Genomic DNA, 15840 nt, shown 5'->3' with positions numbered 1-15840 from the left:
CCGCGGCCGTCCCACCACGTATGGCCGCGCTCGTCGACCTCGTCAGGGAGGGGGTCGTTCACCTCGAACTCGTCTGCTACACGCTCACCACCGCGTTCTCCCTGCTCGCCTACCGCGAGTACCGCGGCACTCCCTGGGGGAGCGTCATCGGCGCCGTCGCCGTCTTCGCCGGCACGCTCCTCGCGTGGGCGTTCGGCGTCCAGTTCGTCGACGACCTCCTGTTCAGCGCGCTCGCGTGGTTCGTCGCGTCGCTCGCCGTCGCGTACGCCGCCACCCAGTACTACCGCATCGGCACCGGCCGAGTGGTCGTCCGATGACCGTCCTCGACGCGCTCGCCCGCGCCCTCATCGGCGTCTCGCTCGTCGTCTTCGTCGTCGCGAGCGTCGTCGGTATCTACGTCGGCACTCGGTACCGCGACACCCTCCACTACCGGGACGGCGTCGAAGCCATCGGCTACGGCGTCCTCCTCTTCACCGCGTCCGCCGTCCTCCAGACGCTCCACTTCTGGGCGGGCGTCGGCACCGACCTCCTCGTCATCGCGTCCTACCTCGTTCACGCGCTCGCCGCGCTCGCGCTCACCGTCGGCGCCTGGTACCTCGTCCGCGACATCATCGACGACCGACACGACGCGTTCGACGCGCTCGGGGGAGACAATGAGTGAGGACGCGCCCTTCGCCGATGTCGAACCCGGCACGCAACTCCTCATCCCCCAATCCACGCAGACCGCCGACCTCGCCCCGCTCCCGTCGAACGCCGCCCACCTCCTCGTCGTCACCTACCGCGACACACCCAATCGGCTCGAACGCCGCCTCCACGACCGCGGCATCGACCCCGCAACCGTCACCGTCGTCCCCGTCGCCAGCACCGACCTCGACTACACCGGCCCGCTCACCGTCACCGACCGCGTCTCCCCCAGCGACCTCACCGGCCTCGGCATCCGCCTCACCACCGCCCTCGACACCCTCGACGCCGGCGACTGGCTGTACGTCCGCGGGCTCTCCGCCGCCCTCATGTACGTCACGCCCGAACGGCTCTACCGCTTCCTCGACTTCCTCACTCACACCGCCCGCGCCCGCGACCTCCGCGGCGCCTACGAGTTCTACCGCCCCGCCCTCAGCGACACAATCTACGCCCGCTTCCGCGGCCTCTTCGACGACGAACTACCCACCAGCACCTAACCCGCCAGAGAACTCCCGCCGCTCGCGACGCTACACGGGAACTACGACACCGCAAAAACCGGAGAGAGCGTTCGTGTCAGACGTAGGGTGCCTCGCCGCTGAACTCCTGCACCCACCTTTTTCCGCCTCGGGTTCGCAAGCGAACCACTCAGCGTAAAAACCTGAACCAAAAAACCCGCGCTCACTGTGTTCGCGCGAGGGAAGAATGGTCTACAGCCGAACCACTCCGCTCTAGACGTCGGGCGCGTCGCCGCCGAACTCCTCGATGAGGGCGGGGACGACGTCGAAGAGGTCGCCGACGACGCCGTAATCCGCGATGTCGAAGATGGGGGCGTCGGGGTCCGTGTTCACGGCGATAATGGTCTCCGCGCCCTTCATCCCGGCGACGTGCTGGACCGCGCCGGAGATACCGATGGCGAGGTAGACGTCGGGCGTGACCTGTTTACCGGACTGGCCGACCTGGCGGTTCTTCGGCAGCCAGCCGTTGTCCACGATGGGGCGACTGGACGAGAGCGTCGCGTCCGTCGCCTCGACGAGCGCCTCGATGAGCGGGAGGTTCTCCTCCTCCTCGATACCGCGGCCGATGGAGACGAGGAACTCGGCTTCGCTGATGTCCACGTCGCCGCCGCCGACTTCCTCGAACCCGGTGACCGTGGAGCGGATGGCATCCTCGTCGAAGTCCACGTCGAACGCCGAGACGTCGGCGTCACCGACGCCCTCGGCGGCCGGCCACTCGCCGCTCCGGATGGAGACGGCGTACGGGCCCTCCGCGACCTCGATGGTCGTCTCGACCTTCGACCCGTACATCTCGCGGGTCGCCGTGAGGCTGCCGTCGTACTCGACGTCGACCGCGTCGGAGACGTAGGGGAGGCCGAGCTTGTTCGCGATGGCGGGCGCGTAGTCGAGACCGTTCACGCTGTTCGGGAGCACGAGGAACTCAGGGTCGACCTCGTCGAACAGGGCGTCGGTGGCCTGCACGTACACGTCGTGGTTGAACTCCTCGCCGTAGTCGACGGTGTGGAGCTGGTCGACGCCCTCGCGGTTCAGCGCGTCCGCGAACCCGTCCGTATCGCCGCCGACGACGGCGACGTGAAGGTCGCCGCCCGTGGCGTCCGCGAGGTCGCGGCCCGCGGTGACGAGTTCGAAGGACACGTCCCGGAGTTCGCCGCGGCGATGCTCGGCGACGGCGAGAACGTCGCTCATCCCTCGACCACCCCCTTCTCGCGGAGCACGTCAGCCAACTGCGCGGCCTGCTCGCTCGCGTCGCCCTCGAGGAACTGAGCGTCGCTCTCGCTCTCTGGTTCGTACATGTCGGTGAGTTCGAGCGCGCTGTCCGCGACGCTCGCGTCCAGACCGAGGTCGTCGAAGGACTTCGGCGCGATTTCCTTCGACTGCGCCTGCCGGATGCCGCGCAGGCTCGCGTACCGCGGCTCGTTGATACCGGTCTGGATGGTGAGCACGGCGGGGAGTTCCACGTCCGTGAGCTCCTCGACGCCGCCTTCGAGCTCGCGGTGGACGGACGCGACGCCCTCGTCGAGCACGTTCTGGGTGTCGAGCGCGTTCACGACCGCCGCCCACTCGAACCCGACTTCCTCGGCGAGCGCGACGCCGGTGCCGCCGAACGCGTCGTCGGCGGCCTGCACGCCCGAGAGCACGATATCGGGGTCTTCTTCTTCGACCACGGAAGCGAGGATGTCCGCCTTCGCCTCCACGTCGAGGATGTCCGCGTCCTCGAGCGCGTCGTCCCACACTCGGACGGCGCGGTCCGCGCCTTTCGCGAGCGCCATCCGAATCGTCTCCTCGGAGCGCTCGGGGCCGATTGTGACCGCGACGACTTCGATGTCGTCGCCGGCCTCCTGGAGCTGGACGCCCTCCTCGACGGCGTAGTCGTCCCACTCGTTGAGGTCGTAGTCCAGGTAGGTCTCCTCGATTTCGCCGTTCGAAATCTCGAAGTCCTCCTCGACTTCGGCCACCTCTTTGACGGTGACAAGAACTTTCATCGTCATTTACTGCTGTCGCATCGACGTAAACGCTTTCGAAACGCGTCGCCTACGACTCGCCGTTTTCTCCGGGGAGCGAGATGAGGTTCTCCCGACCGATGCGGAGCTTCTCCACCCGGCCCTCGTCGGCCATCGAGGAGAGCAACTGGGAGACCTTCGCGTTCGACCACCGTGTCTCCTCCACGATTTTCGCCTGCTTCATCCGGCCGCCGTGCTCCTCTAGGAGGCGCTCCACGCGCTCCTCGTCGCTCAACAGTTCCTCCGCGGCCTGCTCGCCACCGGGCGCTTGGCCGTCCGCGCTCCCGTCCCCGTTCGTCGGTTCCGCCGTCGTTTCGCTCTCACTCCCCGCTGCTGCGCTCTCGCTCGCATCCCCGGTTGCGGGCGCAGTCTCCGCGGTCTTCGCGCCGCTCGTCTCGTTCGCGCTGTTCCGGTCCGACAGGAGGGTGTTCCGGATGCTGCGGTCCTTCCAGACGTACACGACTGCGGCGCCGACGACGAGCGCGACTACCGCCGCGCCGCCGACGAGCAACCACGGAACGCCCGAGGCGGGCGCACCCTCAGTGAACGTCATCGACGGCCCGTTCTCGAACGACTGCGGGCCCGACCACTGGAGCGCGCCGTTCACCAGTCCGGTCTCCGGAACGGCCGTGTCCGGCGAGTATCCGTCGGGCGGGTAGACGAGCAGTTCCTCACCCGCCTCCAGGTGGCCGAACCAGCCGCCGTCGAAGACGTCGGCGACGCGCAGGCTCTCGTTCTCGACCACGCCGAAGTTCGTCCACGTGAACGTGAGCGTGAGCACGCCCGTGGCGTTCTCGTCCGCCGAGTTCACCTGTCCGCTACGCGCTATCTGCTGAATCGTCATTTCGCGGTCGACGCGCTCGGACTGCTGAGCGGCGACCGATTCGAACACGTCGGCGGTCGGCCCGACTGCGGCGCCGTTCCGATAGTCCGCGAGCAGCGATTCGAACGCCGTCGTCTCGTTCGCGCCGGAGAGGTTGTACCGAACGGAGACGTTCCAGCGCGCGTCCCCGTCCGCCTGGAGGTGGATGGCGACGGTCGTCCCGGACGGCTCCGGCGTCGCGGACTGCGCGCCGGCGGCACCGCTGAGTGCCGCGGGCGCGACGAGGAGGGCGACGAGGGCGAGTATCAGGGCGGCCTGCCGCATGAACACTCCCGACTGGTTGTCGTGACGGCAAAACGCTTTCCATCATTCGGACACGTCCCGCGTAGGTTTTTGTACGCCGCGCTCCACGACTCGGGTATGTCCCGCGTTTCGGTCCCGCTCGCGCTCGCCGCGCTCCTCCTCCTCGCGACGCCGCTCGCGGTCGCGGCCGCGGACGATCCCTCCCTCGTGCAATCGTCCGCGTCGGAGGCGCAGGCCGCCACGACGGTTGTCGGGCTCTCCGAGAACACCAGCCGCGTTGTCCCCCTTCCCGGCGCACAGCGCTCGAACTTCACCGCGCCCGACGCGTCAGTGATGGCGTCCATCCGCATGGACGCCGCCGACGCCACGTGGACGCTCTCCCGTGAGTCCCTCGCGCGAAAGCTCGACGCCGCCGAGACGCAGGCGGAACGCCAGCGCGTCCTCGAAAACGCCACCGAGAACGCCGCGTCCGCCGTCGACGCGCTCCTCGAACGCGAACAAGCCGCCCGACAGGCCTACCTCGACGGCGACAGCACCGCCGAGCAGTACGTCACCACGCTCGGCGAACTCCAGGGCCGCGCCGACCAGCTCCTCTCCTACATCGGCCCGCGGAGCGACCCCGCGACGAACTCGCTGCTCTCGTATGCGGCCCGCGGCTCCGACCTCCGTTCCACCCTGTTCTCCCTCCAGGCCGAGGTGACGCCGCTCGTGACGGAGCCCGGGTCGACGGTGGCGAGCGCCGTCCGCGGCGGGACGAGTGACCGCCTCTCCGTGCTCGCGGCCCCGAGCGGGTTCGCGCTCTCCACTATTTCGGACGGCGTCTACCAGCGCACCGTCTACCGGCCCGACCTGCTCGACGAGAACGGCGCCCGCCAAATCAGCTCCTCAGCCCTCGACAGCATCCTCGACGGCCTCTATCCGTGGGCGCGCGGTGGAGATGGTTTCGTTAGCTCCGGCCGGTATCAGTTCGGCGGCTACGCGTACCGCGCCCGAATCACGCACTTACACGGCACGATTCTCTCCTACATGGACGCGAGCAGCGGCCAGCCCTACCACGAGACCCGTGAGACGGCGCTCTCCGTCGTCGCGACCGACCCCGGGTGGACGAACACCAGCGGGAACTACACGCTCGCGGTGAACCGCTCCTATCCCGGTGGACCGCTCCGCGTGAGCGTGACGCACGACGGCTCCGCGGTGAGCGTGCCGATAACTATTGACGGCGAGCGGGTCGGCACCACGGGCGTCGGCGACGGCGTGCTGTGGACGCTCGCGCCGCGCGGCGAGTTCGCGGTGTCGACCACCGTGGGCGGCGAGGAGTTGCGCGTGAACGCGACCGCGACTTGAAGTAGGAAGCCGCGGCCAACCCGGGTGTGTCCCGTCGTGCGCTCGCGCCCGTCGTCGGCGTCGCGCTGTTCGCCGTTCTCACCGTCCTTCTCGCCGCGGCCGTCGCGGGGATGGCGGTGTCCGTGACGCCCGCGGAGCCAGCGGTCGTCTCGCTGACCGCGGACGCGGACGGCACGCTCACCCTTCTCCTCGTCTCGGGGTCGCTCGACGCGCGCGACCTCTCTGTCGACGTTCGCGTGAACGGCCGCGCGCTCGCCAGCCAGCCGCCGGTCCCGTTCTTCTCGGCGCTCGGATTCCGGAGCGGGCCGACCGGCCCGTTCAACAGCGCGTCCGACCCCGAGTGGTCCCCGGGCGAGCGCGCGTCGTTCCGCATCGCGGGGACGAACACGCCCGTTCCCGCGGCTGGCGACGACGTACGCGTGACGCTCAGAACGAGCCGCGGCGTGGTCGCGGTCGTTTCAGCCGTCGTCGGGGACGCGGCCGAACGACACGATGGCGCGCGGCCGGTTCGGTTCGGCCTGGAGGACGCGGTGCTCGACGTCGACGAACCCGGCGTCCCGGAACATCCGGTCGGCCTCGGCCTCGTCGTAGAACAGCATGATGGCGTCCGCGACCTTCTGCATGACCGTGGAGTCCGGGTAGTCCGGGCCGACGACGAGCACCTTCCCGCCGGGGCGGACGACCCGGCGGAACTCGCGGAGCGCGAGATGTGGGTTCGGCCAGTACTCGATTGAACCGGACGACCAGACGGCGTCGAAGGAGTTCGTCGCGAACGGCAGGCGTTCGGCGTCCCCGCGCGTGAAGTCCGCGTCCTCGGTGCCGAGTTTCGCGATGGCCTTCTCTAGCTGGTGTTCGGACTGGTCGAGGCCGGTCACGTCGTCCGTGTACCGGAGGAGGCCCTCGGTGCCGAATCCGGTGCCGCAGCCCACGTCGAGCACGGAATCGTCGGCGTCGAGGTCGAACCACTCCAGGGTTTCCTCGCGCATCTCCTCGGTCCAGATGAACGCGTTCACCTCGTCGTACACCTTCGAGAGGTACTTGTAGAAGACGCGCGCCCTGCCCTTGTCTTCGAGAACTCCCATTGTCTCGGCGTTCGGCCGGACGCGGCATAGTTCGCTCGGTTCTTTCGCAACTACCTTATACGCGCTCGCTCAATATCTCGCCCGTTAGCCCATGGCGAGGCCAGAGGTTCTTACACGACTAAAGGAGGCGGAGTCCGACGCCGACGACATCATCGCGGAGGCGAAGGAGGCGCGCGAGCAGCGCATCTCGGAAGCCCGCGAGGAGGCAGAGGACATCCGTCAGGAGGCCGAGGAGGAGGCGGCCGAGCGCAAGGAAGAGCGCCTCTCCGAAGCCCGCGAGGAGATACAGAGCGAGAAAGAACGCATCCTCGAAGAGGGCGAGGCGGAACGCGAGGCGTTGCTCGCGACGGCCGCCGAGAACGAGGATGACGCGGTGGCGTTCGCCCTCGACCGGTTCACGGAGGCGGTGCATGCTCAGACCTGAGCGAATGAGCAAGGTGTCCGTCGTGGGCACCAATCGAGTCGTGCAGGACGTCATCGAGGCGGCGCACGACCAGAACGTTCTCCACTTCAGCGACTCCAGCGGCGAGGTCGGTGTCGAAGGGTTCGACGCCGGCTCCCCCCTGGACGGGGCGGACGACGCCTCCGACAAACTGGTGACGGTCCGGTCGCTCCTCTCCATCCTCGGTGTCGAGGAGGAGGACGCCGGTCCGACTCGCATCGTCACGGACGACGCGCTCGAAAACGAGTTCGCGGACATCCGCGACGAGGTCAACGAGCTCGACGAGCGCCGCACCGAGGTCGAAGACCGATTGAGCGACCTCGAAGACCGCGTCGACGCGGTCGAGCCGTTCGTCACGCTCGGCATCGACCTCGACCTCCTCCAGGGGTACGATACCGTGGAGGTCGCCGTCGGCGAGGGTGACAGTGACGAGATAGAGCACGCGCTCGCGGACGAGGGCGACGTGCGGTCGTTCGAGACGTTCAGCGAGGGCGGCGTCGTCGCCGTCTTCGCGTACCCGAGCGGCGACAGCGAGGCTGTTCTGGAGGACGCGCTCGTCGGCGTGGAGTTCATCCAGCACGAAATCCCGTCGGGGAACGGCAGCCCCGCGGACTACCTCGACTCGCTGGAGCACAAGCGCCAGAAGCTCGAATCCGAACTCGCGACCGTCGAGAACGAACTCGAAGGACTCCGCCTCGAACACGCGGGATTCCTCCTCGCGGCGGAGGAGAAGCTCAACATCGAGGTGCAGAAGGCCGAAGCCCCGCTCAACTTCGCGACCACGGACCACGCGTTCGTCGCGGAGGGCTGGGTTCCGACCACGGAGTACGCCGAGTTCGCGTCCGCGGTGCAGGACGCCGGCGGTGACGGCGTCGACGTCGAGGAACTCGAACGCGCCGAGTACGAGCCGCCCGAGCACGAAATCGGACACGGTGAGCAGGAAGCCGCGACAGACGGCGGCACCGCGGAACAGCCGCCGGTCGTGCAGGACAACCCCGGGCCGGTGAAGCCGTTCGAGATGCTCGTCCGCGTCATCAACCGCCCGAACTACTACGACCTCGACCCGACCATCATCCTCTTCCTGACGTTCCCGGCGTTCTACGGGTTCATGATCGGGGACGTCGGGTACGGCGTCATCTACACCGCGCTCGGCTGGTGGATGTACACGTCCCTCGACTCGGACGCGCTCGCCGCACTCGGCGGCGTCGCCGTTCTCTCGGGACTCTCGACGATCGTGTTCGGGTTCCTGTACGGGGAGATATTCGGCTTCCACCTCGTCGGCGAGTACCTCTGGAACGGCAATCCGCCGATTCACAAGGGACTCATGCCCGGGAACGCGGAGTGGGCGCGCCTCTGGCTCGTCGTCTCCGTGCTCGTGGCGCTCGCCCACCTCACGCTCGGGTACGCCATTGACACGTACAAGCGGATGCGTCACGGCGTCTGGGACGCGCTCACCGAGGGCGCGTCGTGGGCGATTCTGATGGTCGGCCTCTGGGTGTGGGTGTTCAGTCACGCGCTCTCCGACGCGAAACCCGACCTCCTGTTCACCGCGCTGTCCGGGCCGCCGCTCGGCTTCACCGGACTCGACGCGACAATCGGCTGGGCGGCGCTCGGCGTCGGCGTCGTCGGATACGCGCTCCTCATCTACGCGGAGGGCGCGGTCGGCGCAATCGAAGGCGCGCTGAACTCGCTCACTCACGTCCTCTCGTACACGCGGCTCGCCGCCGTGATGCTCGCGAAGGGAGGGATGGCGTTCGTCGTCAACCTCCTCTTCTTCGGCGCGTACGAGACGCAGGACGGGAAGTTCCACTTCATGCTCGATTACGACTGGAGTTACGTACAGGAACACTACCCCGAGGCCGAACTGATGTTCGGCGGCCTCGTGCACGGCCCGATTACGGCCGTGCTCGGCGGCATCCTCATTTTCGTCCTCGGCCACCTCTTAGTGCTTGCCCTCGGCGTCACGAGCGCCGGCCTACAGGCCGTTCGCCTCGAATACGTCGAGTTCTTTGGGAAGTTTTATGAAGGCGGTGGGACGAAATACGAACCGTTCGGCTACGACCGATCCTACACGACCCAAGACTAATTAGTCATGTTTGAATTCGTTATCGCGTTCGTCAACGCTCTCGCACCGCTCCTGAACAACGCCGCTATCGCCCCCGCCGAACTCACGGGGAACATCGCCACTGCCGGCGCCGCGCTCGGCGTTGGCGTCGCCGCGCTCGGTGCCGGTGTCGCGGAAGGCGGAATCGGTGCCGCAGCAGTCGGCGCCCTCGCCGAGGACGAGGAGTTCTTCGGGAACGCGATCCTGTTCACGGTCCTCCCCGAGACTCTCGTCATCCTCGCGATTGTCGTCATCTTCATCATCTAAGATGAGTCTGGACACGGTAGTCGAAGAGATCCGCGAGGACGCCCGGGAACGGGCCGACGAAATCCGCCAGGAGGGCGAGGAACGCGCCGACGACATCGTGTCGGCCGCCGAGTCCGAGGCCGACGACATCCGTGAGGAGGCCGAGGCGGAGGTCGAGCGCGAAATCGAACGCGAGCGCGAACAGGCGCTCTCCAGCGCGAAGCTCGACGCGAAACACGAGCGAATGAGCGCTCGCCGCGACGCCCTCGAATCCGTCCGGGAGGAAGTCGAGGGCCGAATCGCGGGACTCGACGGCGACGAGCGCGAGGAACTCACTCGTGCTCTGCTCGACGACGCGCTGGACGCGTTCGACGAGGACGAGCAGCTCGCCGTCCACTACGCGCCCAGCGACGAGGACCTCCTTTCCGACATCCTCGACGACTACACGCACGTCTCGCTCGCGGGCGAGTACGACTGCCTCGGCGGCGTCGTCGTCGAGAGCGAGACCTCGCGAGTGCGCGTGAAGAACACGTTCGACTCGGTTCTCGACGACGTCTGGGAGGACGACCTCAAACAGATCAGTAACCGGCTCTTCGACGAACAATGAACGTCATCAGCCGCGACGCATCGAACTACGCGTACGTTAACGCCCGCGTGAAGTCGCGGCGTGCCGTCCTCTTCGACGAGGACGACTACCGGACGCTGATGCGGATGGGGACGAGCGAGATCGCTCGATTCCTCGAGGAGTCCGAGTACGAAACGGAAGTGAACGACCTCGGCTCGCGGTTCTCCGGCGTCGACCTGGTGGAGTACGCGTTGAACCGAAACCTCGCGAAGCACTTCGACGACCTCCTCCAGTGGTCGCAGGGGACGCTCCGCGACCTCCTCGTCCGATACTTCCGGAAGTTCGACGCGTGGAACGTCAAGACGGCGCTCCGCGGCGTCTACTCGGACACCGATTCGGCGGAGATAGAACAGGACTTCATCCGCGCGGGCGAACTCACTGACGACACGCTCGCCGTGCTCGCCGACGCGGACGAGGTTCGGACGGTCGTCGACGCGCTCTCCGAGACGCTGTTCGGACCGGCGCTCGACGACGCGTACGGCGAGTTCGAGGAGACGAACTCGCTCGTCCCGCTGGAGAACGCGGTCGACCTCGCGTTCTACGAGCGCCTCCTGAAGCAGGTGCAGGGAACGTCCGCGGGCACTCGCGAGTTCGTGAAGTTCCTGCAGGCGGACATCGACTTCCGGAACGTCCGGAACGCCGTTCGTCTCGCGCGAAGCGGCGCCGACCTCGACCCCGCCGAGTACTACATCGAGGGCGGCCGGCTGTTCGAGCCGACCGAACTCGACGCGCTCGCGGACAACTGGACCGAACTCGTCGCGCGACTCCGCGACAGCCACTACGGGAACGAGCTGGCGGACGAACTCGACGAGCTCGACGAGACGGACAGCCTCATCGCGTTCGAGCACGCGCTCGACGCCGCGCTGCTCTCGTACTCGGAACACCTCTCGCACGTGTTCCCGCTGTCCGTGTGTCCCGTGCTCGGGTACGTGCTGGCGAAGGAGCGCGAAGTGGACAACGTCCGCGCCATCGCGCGCGGCCGTGAGGTCGGCCTCACGGAAGAAGAGATCGAGGAGGAACTCGTCATCCTATGAGTCAGGAAATAGCCGTCGTCGGGAGCGCCGAATTCACCACGGGGTTCCGACTGGCCGGCGTACAGACGTTCGAGAACGTCCCCGACGACGAGAAACCCGACGAACTCGACGAGGCCGTCGAAGGCGTGCTCGCGAACGACGATGTCGGTATCGTCGTGATGCACGCGGACGACCTCGACTACCTCTCCCGGCAGACCCGCAACGCGGTGGAGACGAGCGTCGAACCGACGGTCGTCACCATCGGCAGCGGCGAAGCGGGCGGGAGCGGCCTCCGCGAACAAATCAAGCGCGCCATCGGTATCGACCTGATGGCGGACGAAGACGGTGAGAACGAATGAGTCAGGCAGAAACAATCACTGATTCCGGCGAAATCGAGAGCGTGAGCGGTCCCGTCGTGACCGCCACGGACCTCGACGCCCAAATGAACGACGTCGTGTACGTCGGTGAAGAGGGGCTGATGGGTGAGGTCATCGAAATCGAAGGCGGCGTGACGACCATTCAGGTCTACGAGGAGACGTCCGCGGTCGCGCCCGGCGAACCCGTCGAGAACACGGGCGACCCGCTGACCGTGGACCTCGGACCGGGTATGTTGGACTCCATCTACGACGGCGTCCAGCGCCCGCTCGACGTCCTCGAAGACGAGATGGGCGCCTTCCTCGACCGTGGTGTCGACGCACCGGGCATCGACATGGAGAAGGAGTGGGAGTTCACGCCCGTCGTCTCAGAGGGTGATGTCGTCGAACCCGGCGATGTCGTCGGGACGGTCGACGAAACCGAGAGCATCGAACACAAGGTCCTCGTTCCGCCCCGCTACGAGGGTGGCGAGGTCACCACCGCGAACGAGGGCGCGTACACCGTCACCGACTCCGTGGTCGAACTCGACTCGGGTGAGACGGTGACGATGCACCAGGAGTGGCCGGTCCGCGAGGCCCGTCCGACGGTGGACAAGCACACGCCCAAGACGCCGCTCGTCACGGGTCAGCGCGTCCAGGACGGTCTGTTCCCGCTCGCGAAGGGCGGGACGGCGGCGATTCCGGGGCCGTTCGGGTCCGGGAAGACCGTCACCCAGCAGCAGCTCGCGAAGTGGAGCGACGCGGACATCGTCGTCTACATCGGGTGTGGCGAGCGCGGGAACGAGATGACGGAAGTCATCGAGGACTTCCCCGAGCTCGAGGACCCCAAGTCGGGGAACGCGCTGATGGCGCGGACGTGCCTCATCGCGAACACCTCGAACATGCCGGTCGCGGCGCGCGAGTCCTGCATCTACACGGGCGTCACCATCGCGGAGCACTACCGCGACATGGGGTACGACGTCGCGCTGATGGCCGACTCCACCAGCCGGTGGGCGGAGGCGATGCGCGAAATCAGCTCCCGGCTGGAGGAGATGCCGGGCGAGGAAGGCTACCCCGCCTACCTCGCGAGCCGTCTCGCGCAGTTCTACGAGCGCGCGGGCCTGTTCGAGAACCTGAACGGCAGCGAGGGCTCCGTCTCCGTCGTGGGCGCGGTCAGCCCGCCGGGCGGCGACTTCTCGGAGCCGGTCACCCAGAACACGCTCCGTATCGTGAAGACGTTCTGGGCGCTCGACTCCGACCTCGCGGAACGCCGTCACTTCCCCTCGATTAACTGGAACGAGTCCTACTCGCTCTACAAGGACCAGCTCGACGACTGGTGGCGTGAGAACGTCGCCGAGGACTGGCCGGACGAGCGCCAGTGGGCCGTGGACGTGCTCGACGAGGAGGCCGACCTTCAGGAGATCGTGCAGCTCGTCGGCGAGGACGCGCTTCCGGACGACCAGCGCCTCACGCTCGACGTGGCGCGCTACATCCGGGAGGCGTTCCTCCAGCAGAACGCGCTCCACGACGTGGACACGTACTGTCCGCCCGAGAAGACCTACCTCATCCTCACCGCCATCCATCACTACAGCGAGGAGGCGTTCCGCGCGCTCGAAGCCGGCGTTCCCGTGGAGGAAATCACGGACGTCGACGCGGCGCCGCGGCTGAACCGGCTCGGCACGACGCCGGACGACGAGGCCGAGGCGGAGGTCGAGGATATCAAAGAACAGCTCACCGAACAGCTCCGGGAGAAGTACTAATGAAAGAGTACCAGACCATCACTGAAGTCAGCGGCCCGCTGGTCTACGTCGAGATCGACGAACCGATCGGGTACGACGAGATCGTCGAAATCGAAACCCCGAGCGGCGAGACCAAGCGCGGTCAGGTCCTCGAATCCAGCGACGGACTCGTCGCGATTCAGGTGTTCGAGGGCACGGAAGGTATCGGTCAGGACGCGTCGGTGCGGTTCCTCGGCGAGACGATGAAGATGCCCGTGACCGAGGACCTCCTCGGGCGCGTGCTCGACGGCTCCGGGAACCCGATCGACGGCGGTCCCGACATCGTCCCCGACGAGCGCCGCGACATCATCGGCTCCGCCATCAACCCGCACGCCCGCGAGTACCCCGAGGACTTCATCCAGACGGGTGTTTCGTCCATCGACGGGATGAACACGCTCGTGCGCGGCCAGAAACTCCCGATCTTCAGCGCGTCCGGCCTCCCGCACAACGACCTCGCGCTCCAGGTCGCGCGTCAGGCCGAGGTGCCGGAGGAGGGCGACGAGGACGACGACACGGAGTTCGCGGTCGTGTTCGGCGCGATGGGTATCACGCAGGAGGAGGCGAACGAGTTCATGGACGACTTCGAGCGCACGGGCGCGCTCGAACGCAGCGTCGTCTTCACGAACCTCGCCGACGACCCGGCCGTGGAGCGGACGATTACGCCGCGGCTCGCGCTCACGACCGCGGAGTACCTCGCGTTCGACAAGGGCTATCACGTGCTCGTCATCCTCACGGACATGACGAACTACTGTGAGGCGCTGCGCGAAATCGGTGCGGCGCGCGAGGAAGTGCCGGGCCGCCGTGGCTACCCCGGATACATGTACACGGACCTCGCGCAGCTCTACGAGCGCGCGGGCCGCATCAAGGGCCGGGAGGGCACGGTGACGCAGCTCCCAATCCTGACGATGCCGGGTGACGACGAGACGCACCCGATTCCCGACCTCACGGGATACATCACGGAAGGCCAGATCATGATGGACCGCGACCTCAACAGTCAGGGCGTCACGCCGCCCGTGGACGTCTCCCCCAGCCTCAGCCGGCTGATGGACGACGGTATCGGCGAGGGTCTCACCCGCGGCGACCACGGCGACGTGGCCGACCAGCTGTTCGCGGCGTACGCGGAAGGCAAAGACCTTCGCGACCTCGTGAACATCGTCGGACGCGAAGCGCTCAGCGAGCGCGACAACAAGTACCTCGACTTCGCGGACGCGTTCGAGTCCGAGTTCGTCGACCAGGGCTTCGACACCGACCGCAGCATCGAGGAGACGCTCGGCATCGGCTGGGACGTGCTCTCGATGCTCCCGAAGGAGGAGCTCAACCGCCTCGACGAGGAGCACATCGAACAGTACTACACGGAGGACGTGGAGGTCGAGACGGACTCCGAGGAGTCCGACGACTCACCCGTCAGCGCCGACTAAACCATGGCAGGAGACGTCAAACCCACGCGCAAGAACCTGATGGAGATCGAGGAGCGCATCGAGTTCTCCGAGAGCGGGCACGACACGCTCGAACAGAAGCGTGACGGCCTCATCATGGAGTTCATGGACATCCTCGACACCGCGCAGGACGTGCGTTCCGACCTCGAAGACGACTACGAGGACGCGCAGAAGAAGATCAACATGGCGCGCGCGATGGAGGGCGACGTCGCCGTTCGCGGTGCTGCGGCGGCCCTGAAGGAGGAGCCGGAGCTCACCGTGGAGTCGAAGAACATCATGGGCGTCGTCGTCCCCCAGATCGAGTCCTCGAAGGTGAAGAAGAACCTCGACGAGCGCGGGTACGGCGTCATCGGCACGTCCGCACGCATCGACGAGGCCGCGGACGCCTACGAGGAGCTTCTCGAATCCATCATCCTCGCGGCCGAGGTGGAGACGGCGATGAAGAAGATGCTCGACGAGATCGAGCAGACGAAGCGCCGCGTGAACGCCCTCGAGTTCAACATCCTGCCCGAACTCCGGGAGAACCAGGACTACATCGAGCAGAAGCTCGAAGAGCAGGAGCGCGAGGAGACGTTCCGCATGAAGAAAGTGAAGAACAAGAAGGAAGAAGAGGCGAAGCGGGCGCGCGAAGCCGAGACGTAGACGCGCGGTCGTCAACTAAATCTCCTCTCGCTGTTTTCTTCGCGTATGGCGTGTTCTCTGTGCGGCGGCGACCAACTCCCGTTTCCCGTGCCTGCGGTGGCGCGCGACCACCTTCCCGACGACCGGCCGGGCGCGGCGCTCTGCACGCGGTGTCTCGCGGTCGAGCCCGTGGACGACCCGCCCGGCGAGTATCCCGCGTTCTCCGCGTCGATTCCGGGATTTCCGGACGGCGAGGCGGGCGCGATAGTCGCGTGTCTGTTCGCGCTCGCGGACTCGCTCGCGCTCTACCGCGCGGAGGTATCGGCGCTCGCGGGCGAGGCGGAACGCCGCGGCGTGGACGTGCTCTTGCTGATTGACCGCCTTGCTGCGACCGACGGTATCGAGCCGTACTTCGACGTGTCGCGGCGGAGTCGCCAGCTCGAACAGCTTCTCTACGAGTAGCGCGCCCCTGAC

General features: G+C 67.0%; 18 protein-coding genes and 1 pseudogene. 15 read left to right on the top strand and 4 right to left on the bottom strand.

The features are described 5' to 3' along the window. The first annotated feature begins 20 nt into the window (after positions 1–20). From U3A55_RS06130 to U3A55_RS06120, 3 genes are read left to right on the top strand one after another with little or no spacing between them, the layout of a single operon-like run. Positions 21–317 (top strand): hypothetical protein, encoded by a 297-nt coding sequence (locus U3A55_RS06130; protein ID WP_330990593.1) that lies wholly within the window; start codon positions 21–23, stop codon positions 315–317. Next, entirely contained in the window at positions 314–661 is a 348-nt protein-coding gene (locus U3A55_RS06125) for a hypothetical protein (protein WP_330990592.1), read from the top strand. The genes U3A55_RS06130 and U3A55_RS06125 overlap by 4 nt, the downstream gene beginning before the upstream one ends. Further along, the gene (locus tag U3A55_RS06120) at positions 654–1178 is read left to right on the top strand and encodes a DUF7504 family protein (protein ID WP_330990591.1); all 525 of its coding nucleotides are present in this window, start codon (positions 654–656) and stop codon (positions 1176–1178) included. The genes U3A55_RS06125 and U3A55_RS06120 overlap by 8 nt, the downstream gene beginning before the upstream one ends. A gap of 231 nt (positions 1179–1409) precedes the next feature. Here U3A55_RS06120 and U3A55_RS06115 read toward each other — a convergent pair whose 3' ends face one another. The 3 genes from U3A55_RS06115 to U3A55_RS06105 are packed head-to-tail and all read right to left on the bottom strand — an operon-like array spanning position 1410 to position 4343. Further along, positions 1410–2381: an electron transfer flavoprotein subunit alpha/FixB family protein gene (locus U3A55_RS06115; protein ID WP_330990590.1), complete on the bottom strand. Its 972-nt coding sequence runs from the start codon at positions 2379–2381 to the stop codon at positions 1410–1412. Further along, the gene (locus U3A55_RS06110) at positions 2378–3178 is read right to left on the bottom strand and encodes an electron transfer flavoprotein subunit beta/FixA family protein (protein ID WP_330990589.1); all 801 of its coding nucleotides are present in this window, start codon (positions 3176–3178) and stop codon (positions 2378–2380) included. The genes U3A55_RS06115 and U3A55_RS06110 overlap by 4 nt, the downstream gene beginning before the upstream one ends. Before the next feature lie 49 nt (positions 3179–3227). Further along, the gene (locus U3A55_RS06105) at positions 3228–4343 is read right to left on the bottom strand and encodes a helix-turn-helix transcriptional regulator (protein ID WP_330990588.1); all 1116 of its coding nucleotides are present in this window, start codon (positions 4341–4343) and stop codon (positions 3228–3230) included. A gap of 96 nt (positions 4344–4439) precedes the next feature. On the opposite strand from U3A55_RS06105, the gene U3A55_RS06100 reads away from it, so the two are divergent. Together U3A55_RS06100 and U3A55_RS06095 are read left to right on the top strand one after the other, a co-directional pair. Beyond that, positions 4440–5666, top strand: coding sequence for a DUF7094 domain-containing protein (locus U3A55_RS06100; protein ID WP_330990587.1), 1227 nt, complete (start codon positions 4440–4442; stop codon positions 5664–5666). Positions 5667–5692: 26 nt separating this feature from the next. Further along, a pseudogene (locus U3A55_RS06095) lies at positions 5693–5854 on the top strand (type IV pilin); the annotation flags it as partial. 270 nt (positions 5855–6124) lie between these two features. On the opposite strand, the gene U3A55_RS06090 reads toward U3A55_RS06095, so the two are convergent. After that, on the bottom strand, positions 6125–6748 hold the full coding sequence (locus U3A55_RS06090) for a methyltransferase domain-containing protein (RefSeq protein ID WP_330990586.1): 624 nt from the start codon (positions 6746–6748) through the stop codon (positions 6125–6127). Positions 6749–6839: 91 nt separating this feature from the next. Between U3A55_RS06090 and ahaH the strand changes: the two genes are divergently transcribed. Genes ahaH through U3A55_RS06040 form a run of 10 tightly spaced genes read left to right on the top strand, consistent with a single transcriptional unit; the run spans position 6840 to position 15828 of the window. Further along, on the top strand, positions 6840–7172 hold the full coding sequence (gene ahaH, locus U3A55_RS06085; protein WP_330990585.1) for an ATP synthase archaeal subunit H: 333 nt from the start codon (positions 6840–6842) through the stop codon (positions 7170–7172). Further along, a complete protein-coding gene (locus tag U3A55_RS06080) occupies positions 7159–9276 on the top strand; it encodes a V-type ATP synthase subunit I (RefSeq protein ID WP_330990584.1) in 2118 nt (705 codons plus the stop codon). The genes ahaH and U3A55_RS06080 overlap by 14 nt, the downstream gene beginning before the upstream one ends. 6 nt (positions 9277–9282) lie before the next feature. Continuing rightward, the gene (locus U3A55_RS06075) at positions 9283–9561 is read left to right on the top strand and encodes a F0F1 ATP synthase subunit C (RefSeq protein WP_330990583.1); all 279 of its coding nucleotides are present in this window, start codon (positions 9283–9285) and stop codon (positions 9559–9561) included. A gap of 1 nt (position 9562) precedes the next feature. Further along, positions 9563–10147, top strand: a complete 585-nt coding sequence (locus U3A55_RS06070; RefSeq protein WP_330990582.1) for a V-type ATP synthase subunit E — start codon at positions 9563–9565, stop codon at positions 10145–10147. Beyond that, complete coding sequence (locus U3A55_RS06065) at positions 10144–11199, top strand: V-type ATP synthase subunit C (RefSeq protein WP_330990581.1); 1056 nt, start codon at positions 10144–10146, stop codon at positions 11197–11199. The genes U3A55_RS06070 and U3A55_RS06065 overlap by 4 nt, the downstream gene beginning before the upstream one ends. After that, the gene (locus U3A55_RS06060) at positions 11196–11537 is read left to right on the top strand and encodes a V-type ATP synthase subunit F (protein ID WP_330990580.1); all 342 of its coding nucleotides are present in this window, start codon (positions 11196–11198) and stop codon (positions 11535–11537) included. Before U3A55_RS06065 ends, U3A55_RS06060 begins: the two co-directional genes overlap by 4 nt. After that, positions 11534–13291 carry an ATP synthase subunit A gene (locus U3A55_RS06055; protein ID WP_330990579.1) on the top strand — a complete coding sequence of 586 codons (1758 nt, stop codon included), beginning with the start codon at positions 11534–11536 and terminating at the stop codon, positions 13289–13291. Before U3A55_RS06060 ends, U3A55_RS06055 begins: the two co-directional genes overlap by 4 nt. Further along, positions 13291–14727, top strand: a complete 1437-nt coding sequence (locus U3A55_RS06050) for an ATP synthase subunit B (protein ID WP_330990578.1) — start codon at positions 13291–13293, stop codon at positions 14725–14727. Before U3A55_RS06055 ends, U3A55_RS06050 begins: the two co-directional genes overlap by 1 nt. A gap of 3 nt (positions 14728–14730) precedes the next feature. Then, positions 14731–15387 carry a V-type ATP synthase subunit D gene (locus tag U3A55_RS06045; RefSeq protein ID WP_330990577.1) on the top strand — a complete coding sequence of 219 codons (657 nt, stop codon included), beginning with the start codon at positions 14731–14733 and terminating at the stop codon, positions 15385–15387. A gap of 45 nt (positions 15388–15432) precedes the next feature. Then, positions 15433–15828 carry a DUF6276 family protein gene (locus U3A55_RS06040; RefSeq protein WP_330990576.1) on the top strand — a complete coding sequence of 132 codons (396 nt, stop codon included), beginning with the start codon at positions 15433–15435 and terminating at the stop codon, positions 15826–15828. Positions 15829–15840 lie beyond the last annotated feature (12 nt).

The sequence above is a fragment of the Salarchaeum sp. III genome (assembly GCF_036418315.1).
GTDB lineage: Archaea > Halobacteriota > Halobacteria > Halobacteriales > Halobacteriaceae > Salarchaeum.
This window is presented reverse-complemented; position numbering and strand designations above follow the sequence as displayed.

Coding starts and splice junctions, on each gene's coding strand:
- U3A55_RS06130 (WP_330990593.1), top strand. CDS start 21: ATGGCCGCGCTCGTCGACCTCGTCAGGGAGGGGGTCGTTCACCTCGAA.
- U3A55_RS06125 (WP_330990592.1), top strand. CDS start 314: ATGACCGTCCTCGACGCGCTCGCCCGCGCCCTCATCGGCGTCTCGCTC.
- U3A55_RS06120 (WP_330990591.1), top strand. CDS start 654: ATGAGTGAGGACGCGCCCTTCGCCGATGTCGAACCCGGCACGCAACTC.
- U3A55_RS06115 (WP_330990590.1), bottom strand. CDS start 2,381: ATGAGCGACGTTCTCGCCGTCGCCGAGCATCGCCGCGGCGAACTCCGG.
- U3A55_RS06110 (WP_330990589.1), bottom strand. CDS start 3,178: ATGAAAGTTCTTGTCACCGTCAAAGAGGTGGCCGAAGTCGAGGAGGAC.
- U3A55_RS06105 (WP_330990588.1), bottom strand. CDS start 4,343: ATGCGGCAGGCCGCCCTGATACTCGCCCTCGTCGCCCTCCTCGTCGCG.
- U3A55_RS06100 (WP_330990587.1), top strand. CDS start 4,440: ATGTCCCGCGTTTCGGTCCCGCTCGCGCTCGCCGCGCTCCTCCTCCTC.
- U3A55_RS06090 (WP_330990586.1), bottom strand. CDS start 6,748: ATGGGAGTTCTCGAAGACAAGGGCAGGGCGCGCGTCTTCTACAAGTAC.
- ahaH (WP_330990585.1), top strand. CDS start 6,840: ATGGCGAGGCCAGAGGTTCTTACACGACTAAAGGAGGCGGAGTCCGAC.
- U3A55_RS06080 (WP_330990584.1), top strand. CDS start 7,159: ATGCTCAGACCTGAGCGAATGAGCAAGGTGTCCGTCGTGGGCACCAAT.
- U3A55_RS06075 (WP_330990583.1), top strand. CDS start 9,283: ATGTTTGAATTCGTTATCGCGTTCGTCAACGCTCTCGCACCGCTCCTG.
- U3A55_RS06070 (WP_330990582.1), top strand. CDS start 9,563: ATGAGTCTGGACACGGTAGTCGAAGAGATCCGCGAGGACGCCCGGGAA.
- U3A55_RS06065 (WP_330990581.1), top strand. CDS start 10,144: ATGAACGTCATCAGCCGCGACGCATCGAACTACGCGTACGTTAACGCC.
- U3A55_RS06060 (WP_330990580.1), top strand. CDS start 11,196: ATGAGTCAGGAAATAGCCGTCGTCGGGAGCGCCGAATTCACCACGGGG.
- U3A55_RS06055 (WP_330990579.1), top strand. CDS start 11,534: ATGAGTCAGGCAGAAACAATCACTGATTCCGGCGAAATCGAGAGCGTG.
- U3A55_RS06050 (WP_330990578.1), top strand. CDS start 13,291: ATGAAAGAGTACCAGACCATCACTGAAGTCAGCGGCCCGCTGGTCTAC.
- U3A55_RS06045 (WP_330990577.1), top strand. CDS start 14,731: ATGGCAGGAGACGTCAAACCCACGCGCAAGAACCTGATGGAGATCGAG.
- U3A55_RS06040 (WP_330990576.1), top strand. CDS start 15,433: ATGGCGTGTTCTCTGTGCGGCGGCGACCAACTCCCGTTTCCCGTGCCT.